The organism is Bradyrhizobium sp. USDA 4506, assembly GCF_054058795.1.
In genome coordinates, this window is the sequence record NZ_JBSSBM010000002.1 from 8,444,192 (window position 1) to 8,469,045 (window position 24,854).

Annotated in this window: 16 protein-coding genes, 1 tRNA gene and 2 pseudogenes; 10 read left to right on the forward strand and 9 right to left on the reverse strand. The window is 59.3% G+C overall.

Features of this window, described 5'->3' with window-relative positions:
- Positions 1 to 14 precede the first annotated feature (14 nt).
- Positions 15 to 2,330: a xanthine dehydrogenase family protein molybdopterin-binding subunit gene (locus ACVIHF_RS41935; RefSeq protein ID WP_253604087.1), complete on the reverse strand. Its 2,316-nt coding sequence runs from the start codon at positions 2,328 to 2,330 to the stop codon at positions 15 to 17.
- Between the two features lies 1 nt (position 2,331).
- On the reverse strand, positions 2,332 to 2,784 hold the full coding sequence (locus tag ACVIHF_RS41940; RefSeq protein ID WP_028333166.1) for a (2Fe-2S)-binding protein: 453 nt from the start codon (positions 2,782 to 2,784) through the stop codon (positions 2,332 to 2,334).
- Between the two features lie 585 nt (positions 2,785 to 3,369).
- Between ACVIHF_RS41940 and ACVIHF_RS41945 the strand changes: the two genes are divergently transcribed.
- Positions 3,370 to 3,444 (forward strand) — tRNA-Glu (locus ACVIHF_RS41945).
- A 189-nt stretch (positions 3,445 to 3,633) separates the two neighbouring features.
- On the opposite strand, the pseudogene ACVIHF_RS41950 reads toward ACVIHF_RS41945, so the two are convergent.
- Positions 3,634 to 4,563 (reverse strand): annotated as a pseudogene (locus tag ACVIHF_RS41950) (tyrosine-type recombinase/integrase); the annotation flags it as partial.
- Positions 4,564 to 5,419: 856 nt separating this feature from the next.
- Here ACVIHF_RS41950 and ACVIHF_RS41955 point away from each other — a divergent pair.
- Positions 5,420 to 5,857, forward strand: coding sequence for a hypothetical protein (locus ACVIHF_RS41955; protein ID WP_092090658.1), 438 nt, complete (start codon positions 5,420 to 5,422; stop codon positions 5,855 to 5,857).
- Here ACVIHF_RS41955 and tnpC read toward each other — a convergent pair whose 3' ends face one another.
- From tnpC to tnpA, 3 genes are all read right to left on the reverse strand, one after another.
- Entirely contained in the window at positions 5,858 to 7,441 is a 1,584-nt protein-coding gene (gene tnpC / locus ACVIHF_RS41960) for an IS66 family transposase (RefSeq protein WP_456793811.1), read from the reverse strand.
- A 99-nt stretch (positions 7,442 to 7,540) separates the two neighbouring features.
- On the reverse strand, positions 7,541 to 7,870 hold the full coding sequence (gene tnpB, locus ACVIHF_RS41965; protein WP_456793812.1) for an IS66 family insertion sequence element accessory protein TnpB: 330 nt from the start codon (positions 7,868 to 7,870) through the stop codon (positions 7,541 to 7,543).
- Positions 7,871 to 7,887: 17 nt separating this feature from the next.
- Positions 7,888 to 8,340 (reverse strand): IS66-like element accessory protein TnpA, encoded by a 453-nt coding sequence (tnpA, locus tag ACVIHF_RS41970; RefSeq protein ID WP_456793813.1) that lies wholly within the window; start codon positions 8,338 to 8,340, stop codon positions 7,888 to 7,890.
- Positions 8,341 to 9,075: 735 nt separating this feature from the next.
- Here tnpA and ACVIHF_RS41975 point away from each other — a divergent pair.
- Positions 9,076 to 9,522, forward strand: coding sequence for a GH12 family glycosyl hydrolase domain-containing protein (locus ACVIHF_RS41975; RefSeq protein ID WP_456794175.1), 447 nt, complete (start codon positions 9,076 to 9,078; stop codon positions 9,520 to 9,522).
- A 25-nt stretch (positions 9,523 to 9,547) separates the two neighbouring features.
- Positions 9,548 to 9,764, forward strand: a pseudogene (locus ACVIHF_RS41980) (IS5/IS1182 family transposase); the annotation flags it as partial.
- On the opposite strand, the gene ACVIHF_RS41985 reads toward ACVIHF_RS41980, so the two are convergent.
- Entirely contained in the window at positions 9,731 to 10,063 is a 333-nt protein-coding gene (locus ACVIHF_RS41985; RefSeq protein ID WP_456794202.1) for a hypothetical protein, read from the reverse strand. The pseudogene ACVIHF_RS41980 and the gene ACVIHF_RS41985 overlap by 34 nt on opposite strands.
- A gap of 1,147 nt (positions 10,064 to 11,210) precedes the next feature.
- Here ACVIHF_RS41985 and ACVIHF_RS41990 point away from each other — a divergent pair.
- From ACVIHF_RS41990 to ACVIHF_RS42005, 4 genes are all read left to right on the forward strand, one after another.
- The gene (locus ACVIHF_RS41990; RefSeq protein WP_456793814.1) at positions 11,211 to 14,315 is read left to right on the forward strand and encodes a multidrug efflux RND transporter permease subunit; all 3,105 of its coding nucleotides are present in this window, start codon (positions 11,211 to 11,213) and stop codon (positions 14,313 to 14,315) included.
- 213 nt (positions 14,316 to 14,528) lie between these two features.
- A complete protein-coding gene (locus tag ACVIHF_RS41995; protein ID WP_456793815.1) occupies positions 14,529 to 14,756 on the forward strand; it encodes a hypothetical protein in 228 nt (75 codons plus the stop codon).
- A gap of 263 nt (positions 14,757 to 15,019) precedes the next feature.
- Positions 15,020 to 15,910, forward strand: coding sequence for a sulfite exporter TauE/SafE family protein (locus tag ACVIHF_RS42000; RefSeq protein ID WP_028333173.1), 891 nt, complete (start codon positions 15,020 to 15,022; stop codon positions 15,908 to 15,910).
- Positions 15,911 to 16,533: 623 nt separating this feature from the next.
- Positions 16,534 to 17,676: an MFS transporter gene (locus tag ACVIHF_RS42005; RefSeq protein ID WP_310879714.1), complete on the forward strand. Its 1,143-nt coding sequence runs from the start codon at positions 16,534 to 16,536 to the stop codon at positions 17,674 to 17,676.
- Positions 17,677 to 18,021: 345 nt separating this feature from the next.
- On the opposite strand, the gene fcl is transcribed toward ACVIHF_RS42005, so the two are convergent.
- Complete coding sequence (gene fcl / locus ACVIHF_RS42010; protein ID WP_456793816.1) at positions 18,022 to 18,981, reverse strand: GDP-L-fucose synthase; 960 nt, start codon at positions 18,979 to 18,981, stop codon at positions 18,022 to 18,024.
- Positions 18,962 to 20,047, reverse strand: coding sequence for a GDP-mannose 4,6-dehydratase (gene gmd / locus ACVIHF_RS42015; RefSeq protein ID WP_038380137.1), 1,086 nt, complete (start codon positions 20,045 to 20,047; stop codon positions 18,962 to 18,964). The genes fcl and gmd overlap by 20 nt, the downstream gene beginning before the upstream one ends.
- A gap of 1,193 nt (positions 20,048 to 21,240) precedes the next feature.
- On the opposite strand from gmd, the gene glmS reads away from it, so the two are divergent.
- Positions 21,241 to 23,067, forward strand: coding sequence for a glutamine--fructose-6-phosphate transaminase (isomerizing) (gene glmS, locus ACVIHF_RS42020; protein ID WP_456794176.1), 1,827 nt, complete (start codon positions 21,241 to 21,243; stop codon positions 23,065 to 23,067).
- Between the two features lie 286 nt (positions 23,068 to 23,353).
- Entirely contained in the window at positions 23,354 to 24,181 is an 828-nt protein-coding gene (locus tag ACVIHF_RS42025) for an Effector protein NopP (protein ID WP_456793817.1), read from the forward strand.
- The last annotated feature ends 673 nt before the right edge of the window (positions 24,182 to 24,854 follow it).

Consider the following 24,854-nt stretch of genomic DNA (forward strand, 5'->3'; position numbering starts at 1 on the left):
CCGACGTTCCAGCTTCAGGTCTCCAGCTGCTTGCCGATCGGAAGGGCGCGGATGCGCTTTCCGGTCGCGGCAAAGATCGCGTTGATCAATGCCGGCGCGAACGGCGGCACGCCGGGCTCGCCGACGCCGCTCGGCGGGGTGTCCGCGCCGGGCGGCACGATGTAGACGTTGGTGATCACAGGCGACTCGTCCATCCGGATCACCGGGAAGTCGTCGAAATTGCCCTGCTGCACCTTGCCGTCCTTGAAGCTGATCTCGCCGTATTTGGCCAGACTCAGCCCCATGATCGCGGCACCCTCGATCTGCGAGTGGATCCGTTCCGGATTGACGTAAGTGCCGCAATCGATCGCGGTGTCGACCCGCGGCACCGAGAACTTGCCCTTGTCGTCGATCGCCACCTCGACGATGGTCGCGATGTAGCTGACGAAGGAGCGGTGCACCGCGATGCCGAGGCCGTGGCCCTTCGGCACCTTTCGGCCCCACTCGCCCTTCTCGGCGACCAGTTCGACCACCTTGCGTAAGCGCGCGGTGTCGATCGGGTAGCTGTCATAGGGCTCGCCGTAGTTCCAGGGATCCTTCACCGAGGACAGGTTGACGATCCGCGGGCTTCCGATCAGCTCCAGCAGCATCTCCTTCTGGTCGCGGCCCGTCGCATGCGCGATTTCGGCGACCATGGATTGCACCGCGAAGGCGCGCGGGATGTTGGAGACCGAGCGGAACCAGCCGATCCGCGTGAACGCGGCCGCTTCCGGATTCTCGCACTGCAGGTTGGCGATCTCGAACGGGTTGTCGATCAGGCCCATGCCGAGCTCGAACGGCGCTTCGTGATTGGCACCGGCGGCGAAGGTCGAGGCGATGGTCGGCGCCACGCTGCGGTGCCGCCACGCAATCACCTTGCCGCTCTTGTCGAGACCGGCCTCGATCCGTTCCACCGAGACGGTGTGCAGGAAGTCGTGATGGACGTCGTCCTCACGGGTCCACTGCACCTTGACCGGCGCGCCGAGCTCCTTCGACAGCAATGCCGCCTCAAGCGCGAAGTCGCATTTCGACTTGCGGCCGAAGCCGCCGCCGAGCAGCGTCACGTTGACGGTGACATTGTCCTCGGGAATCCCGAGCGTCTTGGCGACGTCCTCGCGGGTGCCGCCGGGGCTCTGCACCGGCGCCCAGATCGTGGCCTTGTCGCCCTTGACGTCGGCAACCGCGACCGGCGGCTCCATGCTGACATGGGCGAGATGCGGGAGATAATATTCGCCCGTGATCACCTTGTCGGCGCTCTTCAAGGCCGCATCGGCATCGCCTTCCTTCCGCACCACGAGGCCGGGCTTGCGCGCGGCTTCCTCGAGCGAGGCACGATAGGTGACGGAGTCGTATTTGGCATTGGCGCCGTCGTCCCAGACGATCTTCAGCGCGTCGCGGCCCTTGATCGCGGCGCCCGTGTTACGCGCGATCACGGCCACGCCGCCGAGCGGCTGGAACTTGGACGGCCACGGCCAGCCCTTGACCTCCATCACCTTCTCGACGCCCGGGACCTTCTTGGCCGCGCTGTCGTCGAACGACTTGAGCTTGCCGCCGGTGACCGGCGGACGCGCGATGACGGCGTATTTCAGGCCGGGCAGCCGGACATCGGCGCCGTAATGCGCCTTGCCGGTGGTGATGTCGTGCAGGTCGACGATCGAGACCTGGCCCTTGCCGAGATAGCGGAAGTCCTTGGGGTCCTTCAGCTTGAGGCCCTCGACGCTCGGCACCGACTCCTTCGCGGCGTCGGCCGCGAGCTCGCCGAAGCCTGCCTTGCGGCCGCTCGCGCTATGCACCACCTCGTGGTTCTGCGCCTTCACCTCGGTCACCGGCACGCCCCATTTCTTGGCGGCGGCGGCTTCCAGCATCGAGCGCGCCGAGGCGCCGATCTGGCGCATCGGGATCAGATAATGCCGCGTGCTGCGCGAGCCGTCGGTGTCCTGGTTGCCGAACTTGACCTCGTCGCCATGCGCCTGCTGGACATGGACGCGCGACCAGTCGGCCTCCATTTCCTCGGCGACGATCAAGGGCAGGCTGGTGCGGACGCCGGTGCCCATCTCGGAGCGGTGCGCCAGGATGGTGACGATGCCGTCGGGGGCGATCGCGACGAACACGCGCGGATCGACCACGACGCCGTGCGGCATCTTGCCGGCGCCGGTTTCATAGGCGAACGCCTGGCGCGTCATCACGGGCGCGGCGAGCACGAAAGAGCCGGCGATGCCGAGCCCCTTGAGGATGCTGCGGCGCGAAACGTTCTCGACCTTCACGTGCTTCTCGAAGCCGCGAAGCTTGCTGGGGTTGGTGCGGATATTCATGTCATACCCCCGTCGATGCGAGATGGACGGCATTCTCGATCCGCTGGTAGCAGCCGCAGCGGCAGATATTGCCTGCCATGGCTTCGCGGATCTGGTCGTGGCTCGGCTTCGGGTTCTGGTCCAGCAGCGCCGCGGCCTGCATGATCTGGCCGGCCTGGCAGTAGCCGCACTGCGGCACGTTGACCTGGCGCCAGGCCTTCTGCACCGGATGGTCGCCGGTCGGATGCAGCCCCTCGATGGTGGTGACCTCGCGGCCGACGACGTCGGACACCGAGGTGATGCAGGCGCGAACCGCCTCCTTGTCGACGATCACGGTGCAGGCGCCGCACAGCGCCTGGCCGCAGCCGAACTTGGTGCCCGTGAGGCCTGCTTCGTCACGGAGATACCAGAGCAGCGAAAGATCCGGGTCGCCGTCCCAATTCTGTTCCTGGCCGTTGATTTTTAGTTTGATCATGGTCTGTCCTCGCTCTGCTTAAGCTATTGACCTGTGCGGCGCGAGGTGCGGAACGTCTTCCATGGCCTGCGACCGCGCTGATGTTTGTTGTGCCAAGATATTCGTGAGCCAAATCTGCCGTGCGCCAAGGCCGTCAAGCGCTTGCGCTTTGTTCCAAGCACTCCTCTCGCTTGTCCGGCGCCGTGCGGGGCGCAGCATGGTGAAGGGCTGCGATGTTAGCAGAGACGGACGCCGGGTGACTTCACAGCCAAGTGTTTTGCATTGCCATTTGGCGAAAGCAGGGCCGTGCACGACGACGACATGACATCTCAGGGTGGCCATCATGCAATCGCGCGGGCGGTGCCACTGTAGCGTGCAGGTGCGACGCGCTCGGCAAAGGCACGCGCGGCATCTCGCCCGGCCTCGTCTTCCCGGGTGCGCGATTGCACACCTGAGGGCATCGCGCGGCGATGAACCCGGAATCCAGCGCTATGGCGCCGGATGCCCCCGGGGGCGTTCGTAAAGCATGCGTGACAAAATCCCCGCCGCAATGCACAAGGCATCTTGCGGCGGCCGGATTTCAAGGCTATTGCCTTGCCTCTCAACGCTCCCTTCGTCTAGCGGTTAGGACGCGGCCCTCTCAAGGCTGAAACAGGGGTTCGATTCCCCTAGGGAGCGCCAGCCTCGCACCTTTCGACTTGATTTCCCTTTGGTTTTCGGCGTTTTCCCCAAACCTGCGGAAGCGGTTTGGGGAATCCTGTTCGCGTTGTGTCCTTCAAGTTTGATCACCGCGTCTTCAGCGAGGGCCGCCTGATCAGCCTCCTCCGTGTAGCGCTCAGCTTCAGCTAGCGTCGTGTGTCCGAGGACAGACATGATCATCTTCGCCGTTGCGCCGGCTTCGGCGAGCAAACGTCCGGCGGCTTTGCGTAGACCGTGCGGCTTGCAATCGAGAGGCAGTCCGGCCTTCGAGATAGCGTCGCGCATCCATCCACTGAAACCATCAACCGTGAAGGACTTGCCATAAGCAGTCGTAATGATCACGACGCGTTGCATGTCATATGCGTCGAGCGCCTCGACGGTGTCCCGATGCAACGGGATGAGAAGCTCGCGCCCGGTCTTCTGTTGCTTTATCCTGATCTTGCGTTCTGGCGTGATGTGCGTCTGCGCCATCCTGACTACGTCGGAGCGACGCTGACCCAGATTGAGGAACAGGTGAAACGCAGTGCGCTGCTTGGTGCCGAGCGGCCAGCATTTTTTGAATTGCTCAATTTCGTCGTCGGTCCAGGACCGAATTTTCTTGATCTTAGGCCGCTTGATACCCAATGACGGATCATGCCTCAGCCATCCGATATTGATCGCGTGACGGATCAGTATCCGAAGCTTCTTCAGTGTATCGAGTGCCGCACCTGGGCGATTCGCATAGGGTTGAAGAATGCCAGTGATGATTCGCTCGCGCGAGAGCCCGGCGATTGTGCGATGACCGTGTTCGACCCGGAGCGTCTCAAGACGGCCAATGTAGCCCGTCTTGCTCGTGTCACGGAGGCCAATGTATTCGGCGCTCTTCATGTAGGAAGCAATAAGCGCCGCGATAGTGCCAGGCGCAGCCGGCACAAACCGATCTCGGACCGGTACAAATTGGCCGAGCAACGCGGCTCGGTACGCCACCATAAATTCTTCGCTCGTGGGATCATTCGGCAAACGAGAGCGAGGTCCTTTGCCACGGCGAAACGATAGATACGTATGGCCTTTGACATGATTACGCTCGACGTGAGGCGGCAGCTTGCGGGGCATCGACATCATTCCACGTGTCGTCTACGCGGGTATTATTGCCATCGGAAGGCAGTTGATCAATGGCGATGTCAAGTTGACGGACATCCCAAGCCCGACGCCGCTCCCCGAGCAATCGTGCTCGGGGCATTTGGCCGTTCTTCACCATCTCATCAAACGTGTTGGGCGACACGCAGACGTAAGCGGCGGCGGCTTCGCGACTGATGAGCCGTGGTGCAAGTGATGGCGGTAGCGCTGTTTGCCGTGGCATCGCGATGCCCTGTGCCAGGCGATCCATTCCGCCGATCTGTAAATCGCAACATGAAGGTGCTTGGCTCGTCCAAGCAAGGGCGCGCGGTCCCATTCGGAAGCCCATGCGTGCAATGGCGCACAAATCGGACGGTAGCACGGGACAATGCGTGTTCAGCCTCAAAATTCTCGTCGATGAATGTCGGGCCTTTGCGAAGGAACAGAAGGGCTGTCCTGCGAGCAGGTCGGTCAGGCAGGCATGGGTCGCAAGAGCTGAAGTGACGATCAGGAACTGGCTGGCACGATTGGCGGACAGTTGGTCCGCGCTGTGCGTCCTCACAAGCTTTCGCGGATCCTCGCCGAGACCCCAAGAGTTCCACTATGCCGCCAAAGCACCCCAACTGGCTAAACATGGTTGAGATCGAGATGGGCATTCTCGCCGCAAATGCCTCGATCGACGCATCGACAGTTTCCCCCGCCTCGTTGCCAGACCACCGGAGAAACGTGAGCGTCACGGGAAGCTCACCGTGCCGGGCCTTGACTCTCGCGGAATGCTCTGGATAGCGCGGTCGGGATGATTGACGCCGCAGGCACGCGGTGATGGGGTGATCCCGGTTCGGAGCGGGCAACGGGGATCAGAATGACCGGCGAGTCGCAGCTGCGCGAGAAGCTTCGGAAGATCGAGGCGTTGTTCGTGGGTGCCGGAACTGCTGGTGAGCGCCTTGCGGCGGAAGCGGCGCTGCGGCGGGTGCGGGCCCGGGTCGAGGAACTCGCCCGCCACGATCCACCGATCGAACAGCAATTCTCACTTCCCGACCAGTGGTCGCGGCATCTGTTTCTGGCGCTTTGCCGCCGGTATGGGCTGCGGCCGTTTCGTTATCGCCGCCAGCGACGCAACACGGTGATGGTCCGCGCGTCGCGGGGCTTCGTCGACAAGATCCTGTTGCCGGAGTTCACCGAGCTGGAGAGGGCGCTGCAAGTCTATCTGCACGAGGTGACGCTGCGCGTGATCCGCGAAGAGATTTATGACGACACCAGCGACGCGCAGGAAGTTCCAGACGCTCTGCCGTCGAACTGATCAGGCGGCGAGCTTTGCTTCCGAACCATCGCGCTCGGCCTTCCAATTCCACGGCAGCAGCGTGTGCAGCTGATTGATCTTGGTGCGTCCAGAGGCGATGCGCTCGAGAACGTTGGTCAGATAGTGCCGTGGGTCGATATCTTGTAGCTTTGCCGAGTTGATGAGCGACGCGAGAATGGCCCATGTCTCGGCGCCGCCTTCGCTGCCCGCGAACAAATAGTTCTTCTTTCCAAGCCGTATCGGCTTGATGCTGCGCTCGACCGTATTGTTGTCTATTTCAATGCGTCCGTCATCGATAAAGCGCGTCAGGCCGTCCCAATGGTTGAGGGTGTAGCGGATGGCTTTGCCCAAACCGGACTTCTTCGAGACTTCCAACAGCCGCGCCTCGAGCCAGGGCTTGAAGTCCTCGATCAGCGGTCTGGTGTCGGATTGTCGCACCGCAGCTCGCCGCGTCGCCGGCAAACCGCGAATGCGATCCTCAACGGCGTAAAACATCGCGATCCGCTGCAGCGCTTCCGCGGCAATCGGGGATTTCGTCGCGACGTGGACGTCCCAGAACTTCCGCCGCGCATGCGCGAAGCAGAACGCTAGTTGTACCAGACGGCCGCCGTTCTTGATCAGCCCCTTGTAAGCGGCGTAACCGTCAACCTGCAGGATGCCGTTATAATCTCTAAACAGCTGCTTGGCGCGGATCGCCTTGCGATCCTCGGCGAACACGTAGACCACCGCTGGCGGCGCCGGGCCGCCCCATGGGCGGTCATCGGTGGCGATCGCCCAGAACTGGCAGACTTTGGTTCTGCCACGGCCGGGATCGAGAACTGGCAGCGGCGTCTCGTCGGCAAACAGCCGCGGGTAGGACATCACCAAGTGGCGCAACAGCGTGTGAAGCGGCTTCAGCCACCAGGCGACGCGGCCCATCCACGAGGCTAGCGTTTGCCGGTCGAGCGTGATGCCTTGGGCGGCAAACATCTGTTCCTGGCGATACAGCGGCAGCTGGTAGCCGTATTTCATGACCGCGACGTGGGCCAGCAAGGCTTCCGTCACCATTCCACCGTCGATCGCCTGGGCCGGCGCGGGTGCCTGTACCACACCCTGGCGGCAGCCCCGGCAGCCGTACCGCGGACGCACGGTGCGCTTGACCCGGTACTGCATCGGAATGATGTCGAAGGCTTCCTTGACGGTCTCCCCGATCTTGTGCAGCTGCTCGCCGCAGCAGGGGCAGATGTGGCCCTCGATATCGATCACGACATCGATGCGCGGCAAATGCTCCGGAAGCTTCCCCCGGTTGCGTCGTGCCGGTCGCTTTCCACGGCCCTCCGCTCCGTCAGGCAGCCTGCCTCCGGTCACGTCGTCGTTGGCGGCGGCATGAGCCGCCTGTGCCCTGATGCTGAAGAGAGATAGCTGTCCGATATCCAGTGTCTCGGAGCGCGGACCGAAGATCGTGCGCTTGTACTGGGACAGGATCATCAGGAGCTTGTCGTTCTCCTGGATCGCAGCGTCGCGTTGGGCGATCGCTGCATCACGCGCGGTCGCCAGCGTGCTGCATTCCTCCGACAACGCCGCAAGCCGTGACGAAAGCGCCATCACAGTTTGTCGGAGCAATGCTGGATCGGAAGGCAAATCACTCATGCAGAGTGATTCTACAACAACTCTGCATGAGTGACGAACGCCTCTTGATAATGATCAACCTGCTCGTACCGGCTGATCCACAGCTCGCATCGGCACATGCTTCCAGTCCGAGCCATCGAGCAGGACCGAGAGCTGAGCATGAGATAGCGATATGACGCCTTCCTTGATCGGCGGCCAGGTGAACTGCCCCTCGATTCTTTTGTAGTAAAGGACAAGGCCGCTTCCATCCCAGGTCAGGATCTTCACGCGATCTCGGCGCTTGGAGCGGAAGACATAAAGTCCGCCGTCGAACGGATTGGCTCCAAAGGCCTCGCTCACCAGCATCGCCAGCGAGTCCATCCCGCGACGGAAATCGACCGGCTGCGTCGCGATCCAGATCGACAACCCGGGTCGCAGCCCGATCATCGGCCAACCGTCCCGACTGCCGCCAGCACCTCGCACAGCGCCCGCCGGTCGACCGTCCCCCTGACACGGATGCGAACCGCGCCGACCTCGATCTCGATCGCCGCCTGCTCCTCGCGCGACGGCAATTCGCCCCCGCAGCCGGTGATCGCGACCGGCACAAAGCCAGGTGGCACGTCTCCGGCCCGGCGCGCCGCGACCTTCGCCCGCGTCGTCTGACGACGCCACAGAAACAACAGGCTTGGACTGATGTCGTGTCGCCGCGCCACCGCGGACACGCTTGCACCCGGCGCAAAACTCTCCGCGATAATCGCCGCCTTCGCATCGGCCGACCAGCGCCGGCGCCGGCCGATCCCAGTGATGATCTCGACGCGCTGCAGCGTGTCAGAAAAATCCTTGAGGATAGGCGTATGCCTATCCCTATCGCTATCCTTACGGCTATCCTTAGACATGGCGAGACCTCGTGATGATTCAGTCCACGAGATCTTCCTAACCGACCAGATTAGCCCTCAGCGCGTGGTCCCTGGATGACGCTCACGGAGAAACGGCGCAATGCTGACCACGCCAGCGTCAAATGGTCGTTACAACCCAAAAGGCTCGCGCAAAAAAAGCGCGCACCTATTCACGGCCCTCGGCCAAATCAGGTCGATTTCAACGAATCAAAACCTCTGTGTCGAGGTACTAGTCAGCTTCTCGAAAGCCAACCTTCCTAGAATTCGAAATTGGTCTGGATGCCGATGCCGCCTTTGACTGAACTGGTCACGAACCCAGGGCAACCCGCTGGGCGGATCGGCGACTGGCTTTGCCACTCTTAAGAGCAAGGAGAGCATTATGGATTCCAATCGGATAAACGGTGCCGGCTCGCCAGGTTGCCAAACGGGGTACGTCTGTAGACAGGAGGATCATAATCTATTTGGGCGGGCTGTGAATGAAGCCAGGTCACTGTCTGCCGTGCCTGCACCGGCAAAGGCTCCGATTTGGAGTTCGAGCGCTCCATACGGGAACTTCTCACGCAATGGCTACACTTGGAACAACGACGTGTGGGGAGCGGGCGCTGGGCCTCAGACGATTTCGGTGCGTGAAGTCAACCAGTGGGGCGTGTGGTCGAACCAGCCTAATACTGCTGGCATCAAGACTATCCGCACGAGGCATTCAATATCGGGAAACCGCTCAGTTCAATCAGCGCTCTGCGCTCCAGCTTCAATCAGGATGTTCCTACTAACGGTGCCTGGGACGTCGCCTATGATATCTGGGACAGCTCGAACCAGCATGAGATAATGCTCTGGACGAATTACACCGGAAACCCGGACGGCAGCGGCAACGTCAAACCAATTTCCTATCATTATCGGCAGGATCCTTCCGGGGCGGCTATCCCGGTCTACACCAACGTCAACGTGGGCGGAGCGACTTGGAATGTTTTTGAAGGCTTCAACGGTCACAAGGTCATCTCACTCCTGCGTACTTCGAAGACCAACAGCGGGACAGTGGACATCAAGAGTATCCTGCAGTGGATCAAGTCGAAGGGCTACTTCGGCGATATAAACGTTAGTAGCGTTCAATACGGCGTTGAGATCACCTCGTCCCCGGGGGTAATGAACTTCAACTTCAACAACTGGAGCGTGACCTCAAAGTGAAGATCCGCGGGCGGTGAGGTGATTTGAGAGACTTCGGGTGACGCGCGAGGCCGGCACACTATTCAGCCAAGATCAAGCGGGTCACTGTCGACGCCACCGTGCAGCCCGAAGGTCATCAGCTTCCCAACGGACGCTACGCTTTTGCATGCTGCGATCCAGGAGGTGAATCGCATCTGACGAGGAAGCAAGACGTCAGTCTACGGCAATCCTATTCTCGCGTGGCCAACTGCGCCGGGGTCGTTACCGCCATCGAGGTGACCAGCGACCCTGGCCCTGACGGTTTGATAATGAGGTGCGAAGCTCGCCGCCAATTCGGATGCTTTGCGGCTTCCGTGCCGCTGCCGACGAAGACGCCCTGCACGATGCTCGGCACGTAAATCGAGATGATGAAGACAACGACGGAGATGCCGCCGATCGGCGCATCGACAATTTCTCCCCGGGTTCGTCGCCGAGACCGCCCCTGGGAGAAACGATCGCGCCCCGCGTCAAATGGATGTTCGTAACCGAAAGCCTCGCGCCAAAATGGCGTGCTCCTATCCAAGGCTCTCAGCCAAATCAGGCCTATTTCAACGAACCAAACCCTCTGTTTCGAGTTACTATAACCTATCTTAAAATTGGCGGACCAGGATCAGCAGGCAAGCGAGCTGAACGAAAGAAGCCGAGGAGGTTCTGCGGATAGAACTCGCAGCCAACCAGAAAGCGGCGCCTCCAATGCATACCGGCGAAGAAGCATTCGACGAGCCAGCGCCGAGAATAGCGAAGACCGAGAAACGGCCGAGCTGCTCTTAAACAACAATGAGAAACTTGCTGCGGTCCAAAGAGACCAGGCGGAGCACTTGCACAAACAGCGAGAACTCGAAGACGCCCGCAGAGAGACGGATCTCACGGTTGAGAAGAACGTACTGAACAGCTTGCCGGCGCAATGACGAAAGCCAAGCAGACAGCCGAGCATGAGCTGATCTCAAAGCGAGGTCCTGGAGCTTGAGCTGGAAAAGTGTTCAATGCAAGGTTTCCGAACGACGTTTTTTGAGCCGGCAGCGAGGGGCGAACCGGGGAGCCGACGTTGGTTCAGCGTATTAACGATGCGATCGGGATGACTGCGGTGGGGGCTGGGAATCAAAACGGATCGAGAGCGTTCTGTCTGGCAACGTCACCAGTCTCGCGCGGCTGCGGCCAGCGTTCCGTTGCGACAAACCTTGGTTTAGGGTTTGCAGCCTATTCTATATTGCCCGCTTACCTTCGTAGAGTTGAGCAGCCGTCAGGTTGCTTGTACTTTCGATGTTGAAGCTGGATCATTCGATCGACGGGTCGGTGCGAAGCTTTAGGCTGAATTGATACCTTGCTCGAAGTCGTTGCGTTTCATTCAGGCGTGAGGACGAAACATCTTGGGTCGGACCTCTGGTCGATTGCGCGACAAAAAAAAGGACATGGGTCTCTATCCTAAGATGGTGCTCCCCGATCCGAGATCGCGATCAGCGATCCAAATGGCAGGGCCGACTTTCATCCAGGCAACGAAGATGGTGAAGCGAAGGAGCGGGCTGTCTCTGCTTTGGAATGTGTGAGCCGTTAGAGCAGTCGTTCCCGCTTATCTCATGCTGCAGGCCTTAGCCGTAGTCGTCGCATTGATGGCCGTGGCCGTACGCGACTTGCTAGCGAATTTGCGTCACCCTCTTTGAATGCGAGTCGAAATGGCATTTACCGAGCTTTTCATCAAACGTCCGGTTTTGTCTGTCGTAGTTAGTCTCCTGATCCTGCTGATCGGCCTTCGCGCGGCTGCCGTTCTGCCGATCCGGCAGTATCCCAAGCTATCTAATACGGTCGTCAATATAACGACCTCCTATCCTGGCGCCTCCGCTGACATGATTCAGGGATTCATCACGACTCCCCTGGAGCAGGCAGTCGCTTCCGCAGAGGGCGTCGACTACGTCACTTCCTCATCGGTGCTCGGTACCTCAACGATTCAAGTCTACATCAAGCTCAATTTCGATCCCAACGAGGCGCTCACCGAGGTGCTCTCCAAGGTCAACTCAGTCAAATACTTGATTCCCAAAGAATCGAACGATCCGGTGGTCACTAAGTCAACCGGGCAGGCCACCGCTGTCATGTATATCGCCTTCTCCAGCGAGGAGCTGACGGCCAGCGCGATCTCCGATTATCTCTCGCGCGTCGTGCAACCGGTTATGTCTACTGTAGACGGCGTCGCGGCGGCAGACATCTTGGGCGGCCAGAGTTTTGCGATGCGGCTATGGCTCGACGCCGCGAAAATGGCGGGGCACGGCGTTTCGCCCGCTGATGTTTCGACTGCAATCGCCGCCAACAACTTCCAGGCCGCGGCCGGCCAGACCAAGGGCTATTACACTATCTCCGACATCACGGCGAACACCGACCTGCGCAGTGTCGATGACTTCAAACGTATGGTCGTCAAGTCAAATGACGGCGGCTTTGTGCGCATGGAGGATATCGCGACAATCGAGCTCGCCGCGCAGACCACAGATGTCAGCGTGTCCATGAACGGCGAGCACGCGGTCTTCATCGGCGTGCAGGCGAGCCCCCAAGGCAATCCGCTAAACATAGTACGAGGTGTTCGGGCTCTGTTTCCAGAAATGGAACGTAACCTGCCGCCATCACTGAAGATGAAAGTGGCCTACGATTCTACCAAATTCATTCAATCGTCGATTGATGAAGTGGAGAAGACGCTAATTGAGGCCATTGTGATCGTGGTGGTGGTGATCTTCCTATTCCTGGCATCGCTGCGGTCAGTCATCATTCCTGTCGTCACCATTCCGTTGTCGCTCGTTGGCGTCTGCAGCATGATGCTGGCGCTGGGATTTTCATTCAATCTCCTGACCCTCCTTGCGATGGTGCTCGCAATCGGTCTCGTGGTCGACGATGCGATCGTCGTGGTGGAGAACATTCACCGCCATCTAGAGGAAGGTGCGCCGCCCCTACAGGCTGCTACGAGGGGCGCTCGCGAGATCGTCGGTCCGGTTGTCTCCATGACGATTACATTGGCCGCTGTGTACGCCCCAATCGGCTTTCTCGGCGGCCTCACCGGGGCGCTGTTTCGCGAATTTGCGTTTACGCTGGCGGGGGCGGTGATCGTGTCGGGCGTGATCGCTTTGACGCTGTCGCCGATGATGTGCTCGGTCCTCCTGAAGAGTGCTGAAGAGGGGCGGTTTGCCAGATCTGTGAACCGCGTGTTCGGCGCCATGACCCGCTGGTACGGGCGCAAACTCGACCGCTCACTCGATTATCGACCGATTACCGGGTTGTTTGCGCTGACCATGCTGGGCCTTGTCGGCTTTCTCTATTTGCACACGTCCAAGGAACTAGCACCCGAGGAGGATCAAGGGATTGTATTCGCACTGACCAAGGCGCCGAAATACGCCAATATCGACTACCTCGACTATTACGGCGCCAAGCTCGAAAAGGCGTTCAAGAAGTTTTCCGAGACTGATTTGAGCTTCGTGCTCAACGGTATTAGCGGCTCGCGGGGTGGCATGGCCGGCATGTTGCTCAAGCCATGGGACGAGCGCGGGCGATCATCGATCGCGCTAAAGTCCTTGGTCCAGGCCGAGCTGTCCAAAATCGAAGGCATTAACGCATTTGCTTTTAGCTTGCCGCCGCTTCCAGGTGGTTCGGATGGCTTGCCAGTGCAGATGGTGATCAATTCGACGCTAGGCTTCCAATCCGTCTATGAGCAGATGTCGAAGCTGAAGGATGCTGCGCGCAAGAGCGGCCTGTTCATGGTCAGCGACTCTGACCTTGAGTTTAACCAGCCGGTGGTGCGAATCAAGGTCGATCGATCCAAGGCTAACGAGCTTGGCGTCACCATGCAGAACATCGGTAACGCGCTCGCCACCCTGCTTGGCGGAAACTACGTCAATCGCTTCAATCTGCAGGGCCGCTCCTACCAGGTGATCCCGCAGGTGCCACGGGAGCAACGCCTGGCGCCGGAAGCGATCGGGAATTATTATGTGAAGACTGCGACTGGCTCGATGCTCCCGTTGTCTACCGTAGTCTCCATCGAAACTGCGACCGATCCGAACGCGCTCACCCACTACAACCAGCTCAACTGCGCGACCTTTCAAGCCGTGCCGATGCCCGGCGTCACGATCGGTCAGGCCGTGGACTTCCTGGAAGCGGAGGCAAAGAAGCTGCCCGCAGGCTTCAGCCACGACTTCCTTGCCGACGCCCGGCAGTATGTGCACGAGGGTAACCAACTGGCCATCACCTTCGCATTTGCCCTGATCGTCATATTCTTGGTGCTTGCGGCGCAGTTCGAAAGTCTGCGCGATCCCCTCATTATTATGATCAGTGTGCCGATGGCAATCGTCGGCGCCTTGATACCGCTATTCTTTGGCTGGGCGACGATGAACATCTACACTCAGGTCGGACTGCTGACGCTGGTCGGTTTGATTTCCAAGCACGGGATCCTGATGGTTGAGTTCGCCAATGAGCTCCAGCTCAAGGAGAGACTCGACCGTCGCGCGGCGATAGAGATGGCGGCGCGCGTCCGACTTCGTCCAATCTTGATGACGACGGCGGCGATGGTCACGGGCCTCGTACCCCTATTGACCGCAACGGGAGCTGGTGCGGCGAGCCGCTTCTCAATCGGGCTCGTGATCGTCGCTGGCATGTCTGTTGGCACGCTATTCACGCTCTTCGTGCTGCCAGCGGTCTACGTCGCGATCGCGTCCGATCATCGTGTCGACACGAGTTCCGGCCACGACAAGAACGCCACCGCACTCGACTTCACCGTCGCCGCTGATGCCCAGCTGGCCAAGCAATGACGCAAAAATCGATCCGGGTTGGCTCGATTGCTGCTCTCGATAAGGGCATTGCCTGCCGACTGCGGTAATTTGATAGGCCCGAAATTCGTGACGAACCGAAGGATGATCCTGGTTGCTGAGCTCGTCTCGATCCATCGTTCGCCCGCGAAGGACTACGCCGCCAAGAAATACATTTCTTTCATGACGCCGGTGTGGTGAGCGACGGAGTCTGGGATGGCTTCACGCTCCTTTGCACATCGAGCTCTTCATGCCTGTGCTGCCGAGCTTGGCATGCATCAGGTGCTCGGCGAAAAACATGTCAGCGATCCGTTGCTGCTCGGCCAGGGCGAATTGCCGGACGGTGACGGCCGCGGAACGCCCAAATTCGTACTCGCCGGGGGCGAGAGAATTTATACTCCCCTGATGAAAAAGGGGCGTTGCCATTATTCTGGCGCCTCTTGAAGTAGAATTATTTACTCCGCGTGGCCGCCGTATTGGCTGTGTGATCGTAGTCAGGTAGTGGGAAGTACGGCATGGCTTCTCAACTGAAGGCGATAATAGGAGCAGATGTTGAACCGGTGCACTTGACCACATCCACTGCCACGATGAAGGCGGCATGAGCTGTCAAACGACTGGTCAGAATCCGCCTCAATCCAGATTGACCAATGTTCGGGTCTGATTCCCTGACGCATGGCGCGACGCCCTCCTAAGTGCGAAAGTTACGAATGCCTGAGTTTGATGCAGCTATGTTGTTTTTGGCCGCCACAACGTGTTTTGCGGCCTTTGTAAATGGAGCCATCGGATATGGGTTTTCGTCGCTCACTGTGCCCCTTGCGCTGGTTTTCTACACCAATCGCATTCTCAACCCAGCGATTGTTATTGTCGAGGTCTTCGTCAACGTTTGCGTCCTCTTCATCAATCTGAAGGGCGTGCCGGCGGTTTGGAGACGAGTGTTTCCCATTTTGCTTGGGCTCTTGCCGGGCATTGCGCTCGGCGGCTATGCGTTAGCCTCGCTGCAGCCGGGCTGGATCAAATTCGCCACCTACACGATCATGCTGCCCCTTATCCTGCTGCAAGCCGCGGGTTGGCGCCGCCCTATCGAAGCAAGCTGGCTGATCGGTCTGCCATTTGGGTGGATGTTGGGAATCCTTTATTCGGTGACGACCATCTCCGGTCCGCCTTTGGCGATGTTGTTTAACAATCAGGGCCTGGTCAAAAACGAATTTCGCGCCGGTCTAGCCCTGGTTCGCGTGGTTGAATCGAGCGTGACCGCCTTCGTCTATTACAAGCTAGGCCTGTTTATCTCCGAAAGCGGCAGCCTTCTCTATGCGTTTATACCCAGTGTTGTGCTCGGTATCCCGCTGGGATCTTACGCCATCCGCCGGCTTGATCCGGAGATATTCCGACGCATCTGCATGAGCTTTGATGCTTGGATCGTCGGCTTCGGCCTCTCACGGGTGCTGATCGAGCTCGATCTAGTGCGGAGCTCTTGGGCTTATAGCGTGATGTCGGCGACGATACTGATCGATCTTTGTCTGCTATACTCGTTCTTTACCACGCACAGTCCGGCCTGGTCAGAGCGACGGTCTCGGCGCGCTGCGGATATTAGCGCCTGAACGATGTCGGTGAGCACCTCAGTATCGAACGCGCGCGCATCCTGGACCTAACCAGCCCGATAGAAAAGGTAATCGATGACTGCGCGCGATGCCGATGTGGGCCCGTCGGCGTCAATGATAATGACACGGAGCATCTGCTGATTGCCTCACGACAACTAAGGCTCCGGTGGAATCACAGTTCTGAAACCGTCGGATCAGTGCCGTTGCTTTTGGTGTGAACTTCCGGATTGGCATCGCATGCTGTCGAGGAACTTACGGCCGTGTTCGCGCTAGCTGTAGCCTTCTCCTCGAAGCACACGCAATTCTGGGTGCCGTCGGCTTTGTACGTTTTGCAACAAAGCCAGCTTTAGCTGTTGCGCCTCCGACTGTCGGAGACGAGCAAAAATAGCGTCCCCGCAAGGCTAGCCCGAGAGAGATAGGCCGAAACACGCATCCGGGGTGCTTCACGATCACTCCTCTTTGCTCGCCTGTTTTGAGGTGGCCCGAACTTTTTGCGGTGGCATCGCATTTGCAAGGATGAAAATGTCAACGTGAGGCCATCATCGCCGAGCTGCGGGCCGCTTGCAGGCGACGCACAGGATGAGGGGCGCCGTGCTCACGAGCCCGTTCTCTCAGGAGTGCCTGTGATACCATCTGCCAGTTGGGCTGCCGGCCTGCTTGGGACGCGGCTTGCGTTTTTTGTCGCCGGATTTGGCCTGGCGGCGTGGGCGCCTTTGGTGCCGCTCGCCAAGGAGCGGCTCGCGGTAGACGACCGCATGCTTGGGCTTCTGCTGCTCTGTCTCGGCGCGGGATCCGTTCTCGCTATGCTTTTGACCAGCGTGTCGAACGCGCGGTACGGCAGCAAGCCCATTATCCTCGTGGGTGGACTCGGCCTGGCGCTTATCCTGCCGTGGCTTGCTATCGCCGGAACACCTCTTGCACTCGGTGCCACGCTGTTTGCTTTCGGAGTTTCACTCGGTTCGATCGATGTCGCCATGAACATTTATGCGCTCGAATTGGAGCGCGGCGCCGGCCGCCCACTGATGTCCGGTTTCCATGCCCATTACAGCATCGGAGAGTTCACCGGCTCTGCCGCCGTGACCTCGTTCCTCTCGCTTCAGCTTGGTCCGCTTTTTTCGACGTTGGTCTGTTCGGCGTTAATGATGACCGCGATTGTGTTGGCTTGGCCGCGGTTGACGGCGACGACTGTGACGCAGCAAGGGCCATTGTTTGTCTTGCCCCATCGCAGTGTATTGCTGATAGCTGCGCTCGCGGCGATCACTTTTCTCGTTGAAGGTGCAATGCTTGATTGGAGCGCTTTGCTTCTTGTCGGGCAAGATCTTCTCGCGGAGGCACATGGAGGTCTTGGCTGTATGCTCTTCGCCGTCGCGATGACCGCAGGACGTCTCGGCGGAGATGCCGTGGTGGAGCGAATCGGCGACCGTGCCACGTTGATGCTCGGAACTCTACCGATCATGACAGGCTTCTTGGCTGTGGTCGCCGCGCCGGTTGCGGTGGTTGCCATGGCGGGGTTCCTGCTTATTGGATTGGGTATTTCAAATGTTGTACCTGTACTGTGTCGCCGCGCCGGCAAACAGAAAGTGATGCCGGTAGGCGTTGCGATCGCGGTCATCACGACAGCCGGGTACGCCGGTATACTGATGGGGCCCGCCAGCATCGGGCTCGTCGCACATATGACTGGCCTGCCTTTTGCGTTCGGGATGTTAGGCGCGCTCATGTGCATCGTCATGCTGTCGGCGCGGATGGTGATGGCCGACCCTCGATAGGCCGCTGATCGTGAGGAAAAGGACACCGGCACGTTCCGAGCTAATGATCGATCGGGGCGGCGTTCGAGATTGGGGTCGATCAGGTTCAACTGGGTAGCAGTAGAGCACATCTCGAGCATGACATTTCTGTTTCCTGCGAGATGGTTGGCTGAGCCGTAACCAGAATATGTGGGGTCACTCGGGTGATCGGACGTCCAACCGAGCGCTCTTGTTGACGAAGAGCGTTGGGCGACGCGTGGCAAGGTTAATCATTACGCGAGGACGGGGCCAGCTAGGCTGGGACATTTGCTGCCCCGCGGATCCTCGGATGGGTCTGCTTGCGCCCGCTTGTCGGGGACAAGCAGTTCACTCTGGCGCAGTCCATTTGCTGTCGGCGAGAAATGCCCGGTACGCTAGCTGAATCCCGTCCTCCAGCGTGGTCTGGGCGCGCCAGCCGAGCCTGGTCAGACGGCTGACGTCGAGCAGCTTGCGCGGCGTGCCGTCCGGACGCGAGGTGTCGAAGCTGATCTCGCCGCGAAAACCGACCGCCGCCGCGACCATGAGCGCGAACTCGGCGATGGTGATGTCCTCGCCGGTGCCGATATTGACCAGTTCCGGCGAGGAGTAGGTCTTCATCAGATGGACGCAGGCGTCGGCGAGATCGTCGACATAGAGGAATTCGCGGCGCGGCGTGCCGGTGCCCCACACCGCGACGTTGCCGGCGCCCGAAACCTTGGCCTCGTGGAAGCGGCGGATCAGCGCGGCGACGACGTGGCTGTATTCGGGGTGATAATTGTCGCCGGGGCCGTAAAGATTGGTCGGCATCACGCTGATGAAATCGGCGCCGTACTGGCTGCGATAGGCCTCGGCCATCTTGATGCCGGCGATCTTGGCGATGGCATAGGGCTCGTTGGTCCGCTCCAGCGGGCCGGTCAGCATCGAATCCTCGCGCAGCGGCTGCGGCGCCAGGCGCGGATAGATGCAGGACGAGCCGAAGAACATCAGCTTCTGGCAGCCATTGGCGTGCGCCGCCTGGATCACGTTGCTCGATATCGCCAGATTGTCGTAGAGGAATTCGGCCCGCAGCGTGTTGTTGGCGACGATGCCGCCGACCTTGGCGGCGGCGAGGAACACGGCCTGCGGCCGCTTCGCGGCAAACCAGGCGTTGACCGCGGTTTGGTCGCGCAAATCGACCTCGCTGCGTGACACCGTCAGGAGATCGGCCTCCTCGCGCGCCAGCCGGCGCATCAGCGCCGAGCCGACCATGCCGCGATGGCCGGCAACGAAGACGGTCTTGCCCTTCAGCTCAAACGCCGTGCTTGCCATTGGCCGCGTCCTGCCTGGCCTCGACGAGATCGCTGGCGACCATTTCCTTCACCAGCTGCGCGAACGGCGTCTTCGGCGTCCAGCCGAGCTTGGCGCGCGCCTTGCTGGCGTCGCCGATCAGAAGATCGACCTCGGTCGGGCGGAAATAGGTCGGATCGATCTGCACCAGGGTGTTGCCGGACGCCTTGTCGACACCGACCTCCTCGACGCCCTTGCCGCGCCATTCGATGCTGCGGCCGACCTCGGCAAATGCCAGCTCGACGAACTCGCGGACCGACCGCGTCTCGCCGGTCGCGAGCACGAAGTCGCCGGGTTCGTCAACCTGCAGGATCCTGTGCATGCCCTCGACATAGTCGCGGGCGTGGCCCCAGTCGCGCTTGGCGTCGAGATTGCCGAGATAGAGCTTGTTCTCGAGGCCGACCTCGATGCGGGCAACGGCGCGGGTGATCTTGCGCGTCACGAAGGTCTCGCCGCGGATCGGGCTCTCATGGTTGAACAGGATGCCGTTGCTGGCGAACATGCCATAGGCCTCACGGTAGTTCACCGTGATCCAGTAGCCGTAGAGCTTGGCGACGCCATAGGGCGAGCGCGGATAGAATGGCGTGGTCTCCTTCTGCGGCACCTCCTGCACGAGCCCGTAAAGCTCCGAGGTCGAGGCCTGGTAGAACCGCGTTTCCTTTTCCATGCCGAGGATGCGAATCGCCTCCAAGAGCCGCAGCACGCCGATCGCGTCGGCGTTGGCGGTGTATTCCGGGCTCTCGAAACTGACCTGGACGTGGCTCTGGGCGGCGAGGTTGTAGATCTCGGTCGGCCGGATCTGCTGCACCAGGCGGATCAGATTGGTCGAATCCGTCATGTCGCCATAGTGCATCAGGAACGGCACGTTGCCGGCATGCGGATCCTGGTAGAGATGGTCGACGCGCGCGGTGTTGAACGAGGACGACCGGCGCTTGATCCCGTGCACGGTGTAGCCGAGACCGAGCAGATACTCGGCGAGATACGCGCCGTCCTGCCCGGTCACGCCGGTGATCAGCGCAACGCGCCGCTTTGAGTCCTGAGCCGCCATGGTCTTTCTTGGTTGCGCCGGAAAGAAAGCGCCCCTTCGAACCGCGATTGCGGAGCGCTTCCTCGAGATATCTAGGTCCGCAAGCGCGCGACATCCACAACTAGAGAAATCAATCGTTAGCTCCAGTCATACACTTCATAGAGAAATGCGCACTATATACATTGATTTATCTGGACTAGAGAGGCGAGAACCATTCAGATTGGAAAAAGAACGGCAGTTAACAAACGCAACCCGCCTGACACCCGCGATGATCCTAAGCAAACGAGCTGGGAGCTAAATGACGATGGTCTGTGTTCCTATCCATGTTCGGGCGCATGTTATGTTCATCTTGCGTGGTCTCGCCGCACTGGCCAATAGGGGCATCGACCTCCGCACTTCTTAATAGCGCGACTCTGCAGAGAGTGGACGGCTGACGCAAGACGGAACGAGAAAGGCTAGCAAACGTTGGTATCTTTCTTCGAACGTTTCGATATTGAAGGCTTACGTTCGTACAATAGAGCGTTCGACGACGATCGTTTAAGTCGTCGTCCCGCCGAGCATAGCTTGCATCCAAGTACGATGAGCCTCTTAGGCCAGCACGACAGAAATGTCTCCAATAACACGGGCCAAGTCACACCAGAGCGGCTGCGGAAAACACCGAGAAGACCATGTGGAAAGTGAAGCTGCATCCTTCTACCTGTCTAATGGAGCGCGGCCGGTGCAAGCCTACCTAGGAGACCCTCGGTGAGGCGCGGGGATTTAGTTGCCCATGCGCCAGCTGCTAACCCGATCGGCCGCGTCGCCGTTCGCTCCATTGGGATTTGGAGCTGAAGAGTCGTGAATGAGGTTCATCAGCGACGATATGACGGCTTGCGCGATATATCCTCGCAGTTGACTTGCGGCGACGCCGACGGTTGTCGTCGCCATCGAGCAAAGGGTTTGTTCGTGTCGGGATTAGATGCCGTACAAAGCCGCTCGAGATCACCTCGAAGCAATCACGCCATTCGCGGCCGCGTCGCAGTTTGTACTCGATGGTGACAACCAAAAAGCGGAGTGTGGCTGAGCGAGGCGATGATGGTTGAAAGTCACGCTTGTAAATGCGGCAGCCATACAGGCAGCCACATCGAATTCAGAACTTGATATCCATCACCATCGGCTAAGCGATCCTCCAAAGGGGCGTTCTGGCTCCTTGAACTTGGGCTGCATTGATCGACATGTGTGGAATAGTCGGCATCTTGGGACGTGGTCCTGTCGCTGGGCAATTGGTCGCTTCGCTCAAGCGATTGGAATATCGTGGCTACGACTCCGCGGGCGTCGCGACGCTCGAAGGTCTCCGTATCGAGCGCCGGCGCGCTGAAGGTAAGCTGAAAAACCTTGAGGAGCGGCTGCGCGATTATCCGCCGTCGGGCCATAGCGGTATTGGTCACACTCGCTGGGCGACGCATGGAAAACCCACCGAGAACAATGCTCATCCGCATGCAACGGATAATGTCGCGGTCGTTCATAACGGAATCATTGAGAATTTTCGCGAGCTGCGAGCTGAGCTGGAGCAGAATGGAGCCCATTTTAGCTCGGAGACGGACACCGAGGTGGTGGCGCATCTCGTCGAATCTTATCTCAAGAATGGCTACTCGCCGCAGGATGCGGTACAAGCCGCGCTGCCACGGCTGCGCGGGGCCTTCGCTTTGGCATTCCTGTTCAAAGCCCACGACGATCTTCTGATCGGTGCGCGCAAGGGATCGCCCCTTGCAATCGGGCATGGTGACGGCGAAATGTATCTGGGATCGGACGCGATCGCGCTCGCGCCCTTGACCGATACTATAACCTATCTTGAAGACGGCGACTGGACCGTGCTTAACCGCACGGTCTGCGTGATCTATAGCATAGACGGGACCGTTGTCCGTCGGGAGCCATCAAGGTCTGGGGCGTCATCATTCTTGGTCGACAAAGCGAACTATCGCCACTTCATGGCCAAGGAAATCTACGAGCAGCCGACGGTAGTCGGTCAGACATTGGCGCATTATCTCGATATGGTGGCCGAGCGCGTAGTCCTACCGCTCTCATTACCGTTCGACTTTAACTTTGTTCAGCGCATCTCGATTGCCGCGTGCGGCACGGCAAGCTATGCCGGTCACATCGCCAAATACTGGTTCGAGCGGTTGGCGCGCTTGCCGGTGGAGATCGATGTAGCGTCCGAGTTCCGTTATAGGGAGGCGCCCTTGCGCCAGGGCGATCTCGCGATCGTCATCTCGCAGTCGGGAGAAACCGCTGACACATTGGCTGCATTGCGCTATGCCAAGAGCCAGGGCCTACACACAATATCTGTAGTCAACGTCTTGACGTCGACGATTGCGCGGGAGAGCGAATCCGTTTTGCCGACACTGGCGGGACCTGAAATCGGCGTCGCCTCCACCAAGGCATTCGTGTGTCAACTGGTAGTGATGGCGGCGCTTGCCATCGCGGCAGGCAAAGCGCGCGGTGAGTTGTCCGAGATTGATGAATCGAGGCTCGTGCGCGAACTCATCGAAGTGCCGCGGCTAATTGCTGCTGCGCTGTTGGTCGAACCGCAGATCGAGAAACTCGCGCGATATATCGCCAAGTCGAACGACGTTCTCTATCTCGGCCGAGGGACATCGGCGCCGTTAGCATCGGAAGGTGCGCTCAAGCTGAAGGAAATCTCCTATATTCACTCAGAAGGCTATGCCGCCGGCGAGCTCAAGCACGGACCGATCGCATTGATCGACGAGACCGTACCCGTTGTGGTGATCGCGCCTTACGACCAGGTCTTCGAGAAAACCGTCTCGAATATGCAGGAAGTCGCCGCTCGAGGCGGCAACATCATCTTGATCACCAATTCGACGGGGGCATCGGAAGCAACGGTGGATACGCTCATGACCATTGTGTTGCCTGACATGGCTGCAAGCTTTACTCCGATGGTTTATGCGATCCCCGTGCAGCTTTTAGCTTACCATACCGCCGTCGTTATGGGGACGGATGTGGATCAGCCGCGCAATCTTGCAAAATCGGTCACAGTCGAATAGGCGCCGCCTCAACGCCGAGGTGCTCTTCCGTCGTCTAGCAAATAGGTTGTATTGGCTACGGCAGTTCTGCGAATGCACGACAGATAGCATGGTCATGATTGGTCTTTGACTGCTGCTGGGGGTTGAGCCGCGCGCCGCCGGAACTTCGAGACCATGATCTGGATGATCTAGCGCTAACACGAGCCACGTCAGCTTGTGGTAAGCCAAGCTGCCTATCACCTCCGCAGGGCCTAACTGGCCCTAAACTAAATGCGGAAATGTATGCCCGACCGGAGCACCAATCGTCATGTATAATCGGATCAATGGCTCGTCCTATTACCAATCCTCGCGCTTTGCCGAAGATGACGAGCAAACGGATGCAAGCAGCTTCGCTGATGCCTTCGCCAATATGCGCTTAACCGAATCGACGTCGAGTGGCGGCTCATCTTCAGCAACAAGACCGTATTCGCTCGTTTCAGATCCTCCCATAATAGAGTTTAAAGATCGTCGTTCATTCCGAGAGGCAGCGAAGACCTATCATAGCGATGAAATCAAGTACATCGCCGATAACCCGCAAGAGTACTCGGAATTCGTCTCCGATAAGGCAAAGCGAACTGTAGAAGTTGCTAAGGACTATGGAACAACTCGAGATTCCGACGATGCAAGATATTTCAGCTACCAATTAGGGAACAAGAGTGTCGGACTTCTGAGAATGGAGGGCGGCGACAGCATGACGGTGTTCGACGCGGAAAGATGGCAGGAGCTTTTTCCCGGACGGACTGGGACTACCTCTACCGTGGACTTTCAAGTTGTTCATCCGCTTGTCGAGAACGCCGGCGATATCCTGCTTGAGCATCAGCTGCGAGAGGATGGCAAAAGGCCGTTGCTCAATTTGCGTCCGGCGAATCAGGAAGCAAGAGCCCGTGCGGCAAAGATGGGGTTCGTTGAGGTCGATGCCGACAACATGGTTCTCGACCCAGAGAAGTCAGGCAAGTGGATCAGGAACGGTGACGGTGATTGGCAGCGAAAAGGCACCAATTCGCGCTATCTTTCAAGAGCTGACGACAGTGAAGGCAGCGATACTAAGATCGCAGAAAGCCCCTCGACATACGATTATGAAGACGATTTTATGTGATCATAAGATCTGCTGAAAATTCCGGTCCTCGCGCGATCGTCACTTCGCTCGGCGGTCATTTGCCGCTTACAATCAGAAGAGCTCCCGCTGATTTTAGCCAAAAACTGCCCAACGTGCACCGGATAGTTATTCTTGCCGAGCCATTGGCTCAGGAGCAGAGCCTCCGACAGGCGAGCTAATAGTTTGAATTGCTCGGATGGGGGATGAGCTGCATGAGGATCGGGCAAAAAACGCCCGGCCGCCGTAAGGCGGCCGGGCGCTTTTCACGTGTGTGCCGAGCATGACCGGCAGCTTGGAGGTGGAAGTCCTCTATCCAGCCTGATGACGGTGAAGGATTAGCGAAGCGCAAGGGCGTCATCGCGAGGTGGGGTCTGAAGGAAGCGTGGAGCAAAGCCGCGGCCCGATGGACAAAAACCGGATAACGAGGCCTACCCGGCCGGACGAGCGAGCACGTGATCGCGAAGTCCACGGTCATCAAGGGCCGGGGTGGTAAATCCGGCGGGCGTGCGGCGAAGGCGGTCGATCTTACCTCGGGAGATCTGCGCTGCGTCTCGGCAACGAGACTGAGGTCGTCGTAAGGCGATCTGACCGCAGTGCAGAAGTCAGCAGAGGGCATAGTAGGCGGAACGAGTTTCGCCGAAGGCCTGAACGCTGGAAGTGACGAGTAGATGCA

Coding starts and splice junctions, on each gene's coding strand:
- ACVIHF_RS41935 (WP_253604087.1), bottom strand. CDS start 2,330: ATGAATATCCGCACCAACCCCAGCAAGCTTCGCGGCTTCGAGAAGCAC.
- ACVIHF_RS41940 (WP_028333166.1), bottom strand. CDS start 2,784: ATGATCAAACTAAAAATCAACGGCCAGGAACAGAATTGGGACGGCGAC.
- ACVIHF_RS41955 (WP_092090658.1), top strand. CDS start 5,420: ATGACCGGCGAGTCGCAGCTGCGCGAGAAGCTTCGGAAGATCGAGGCG.
- tnpC (WP_456793811.1), bottom strand. CDS start 7,441: ATGGCGCTTTCGTCACGGCTTGCGGCGTTGTCGGAGGAATGCAGCACG.
- tnpA (WP_456793813.1), bottom strand. CDS start 8,340: ATGTCTAAGGATAGCCGTAAGGATAGCGATAGGGATAGGCATACGCCT.
- ACVIHF_RS41990 (WP_456793814.1), top strand. CDS start 11,211: ATGGCATTTACCGAGCTTTTCATCAAACGTCCGGTTTTGTCTGTCGTA.
- ACVIHF_RS41995 (WP_456793815.1), top strand. CDS start 14,529: ATGGCTTCACGCTCCTTTGCACATCGAGCTCTTCATGCCTGTGCTGCC.
- ACVIHF_RS42000 (WP_028333173.1), top strand. CDS start 15,020: ATGCCTGAGTTTGATGCAGCTATGTTGTTTTTGGCCGCCACAACGTGT.
- fcl (WP_456793816.1), bottom strand. CDS start 18,981: ATGGCAAGCACGGCGTTTGAGCTGAAGGGCAAGACCGTCTTCGTTGCC.
- gmd (WP_038380137.1), bottom strand. CDS start 20,047: ATGGCGGCTCAGGACTCAAAGCGGCGCGTTGCGCTGATCACCGGCGTG.
- glmS (WP_456794176.1), top strand. CDS start 21,241: ATGTGTGGAATAGTCGGCATCTTGGGACGTGGTCCTGTCGCTGGGCAA.
- ACVIHF_RS42025 (WP_456793817.1), top strand. CDS start 23,354: ATGTATAATCGGATCAATGGCTCGTCCTATTACCAATCCTCGCGCTTT.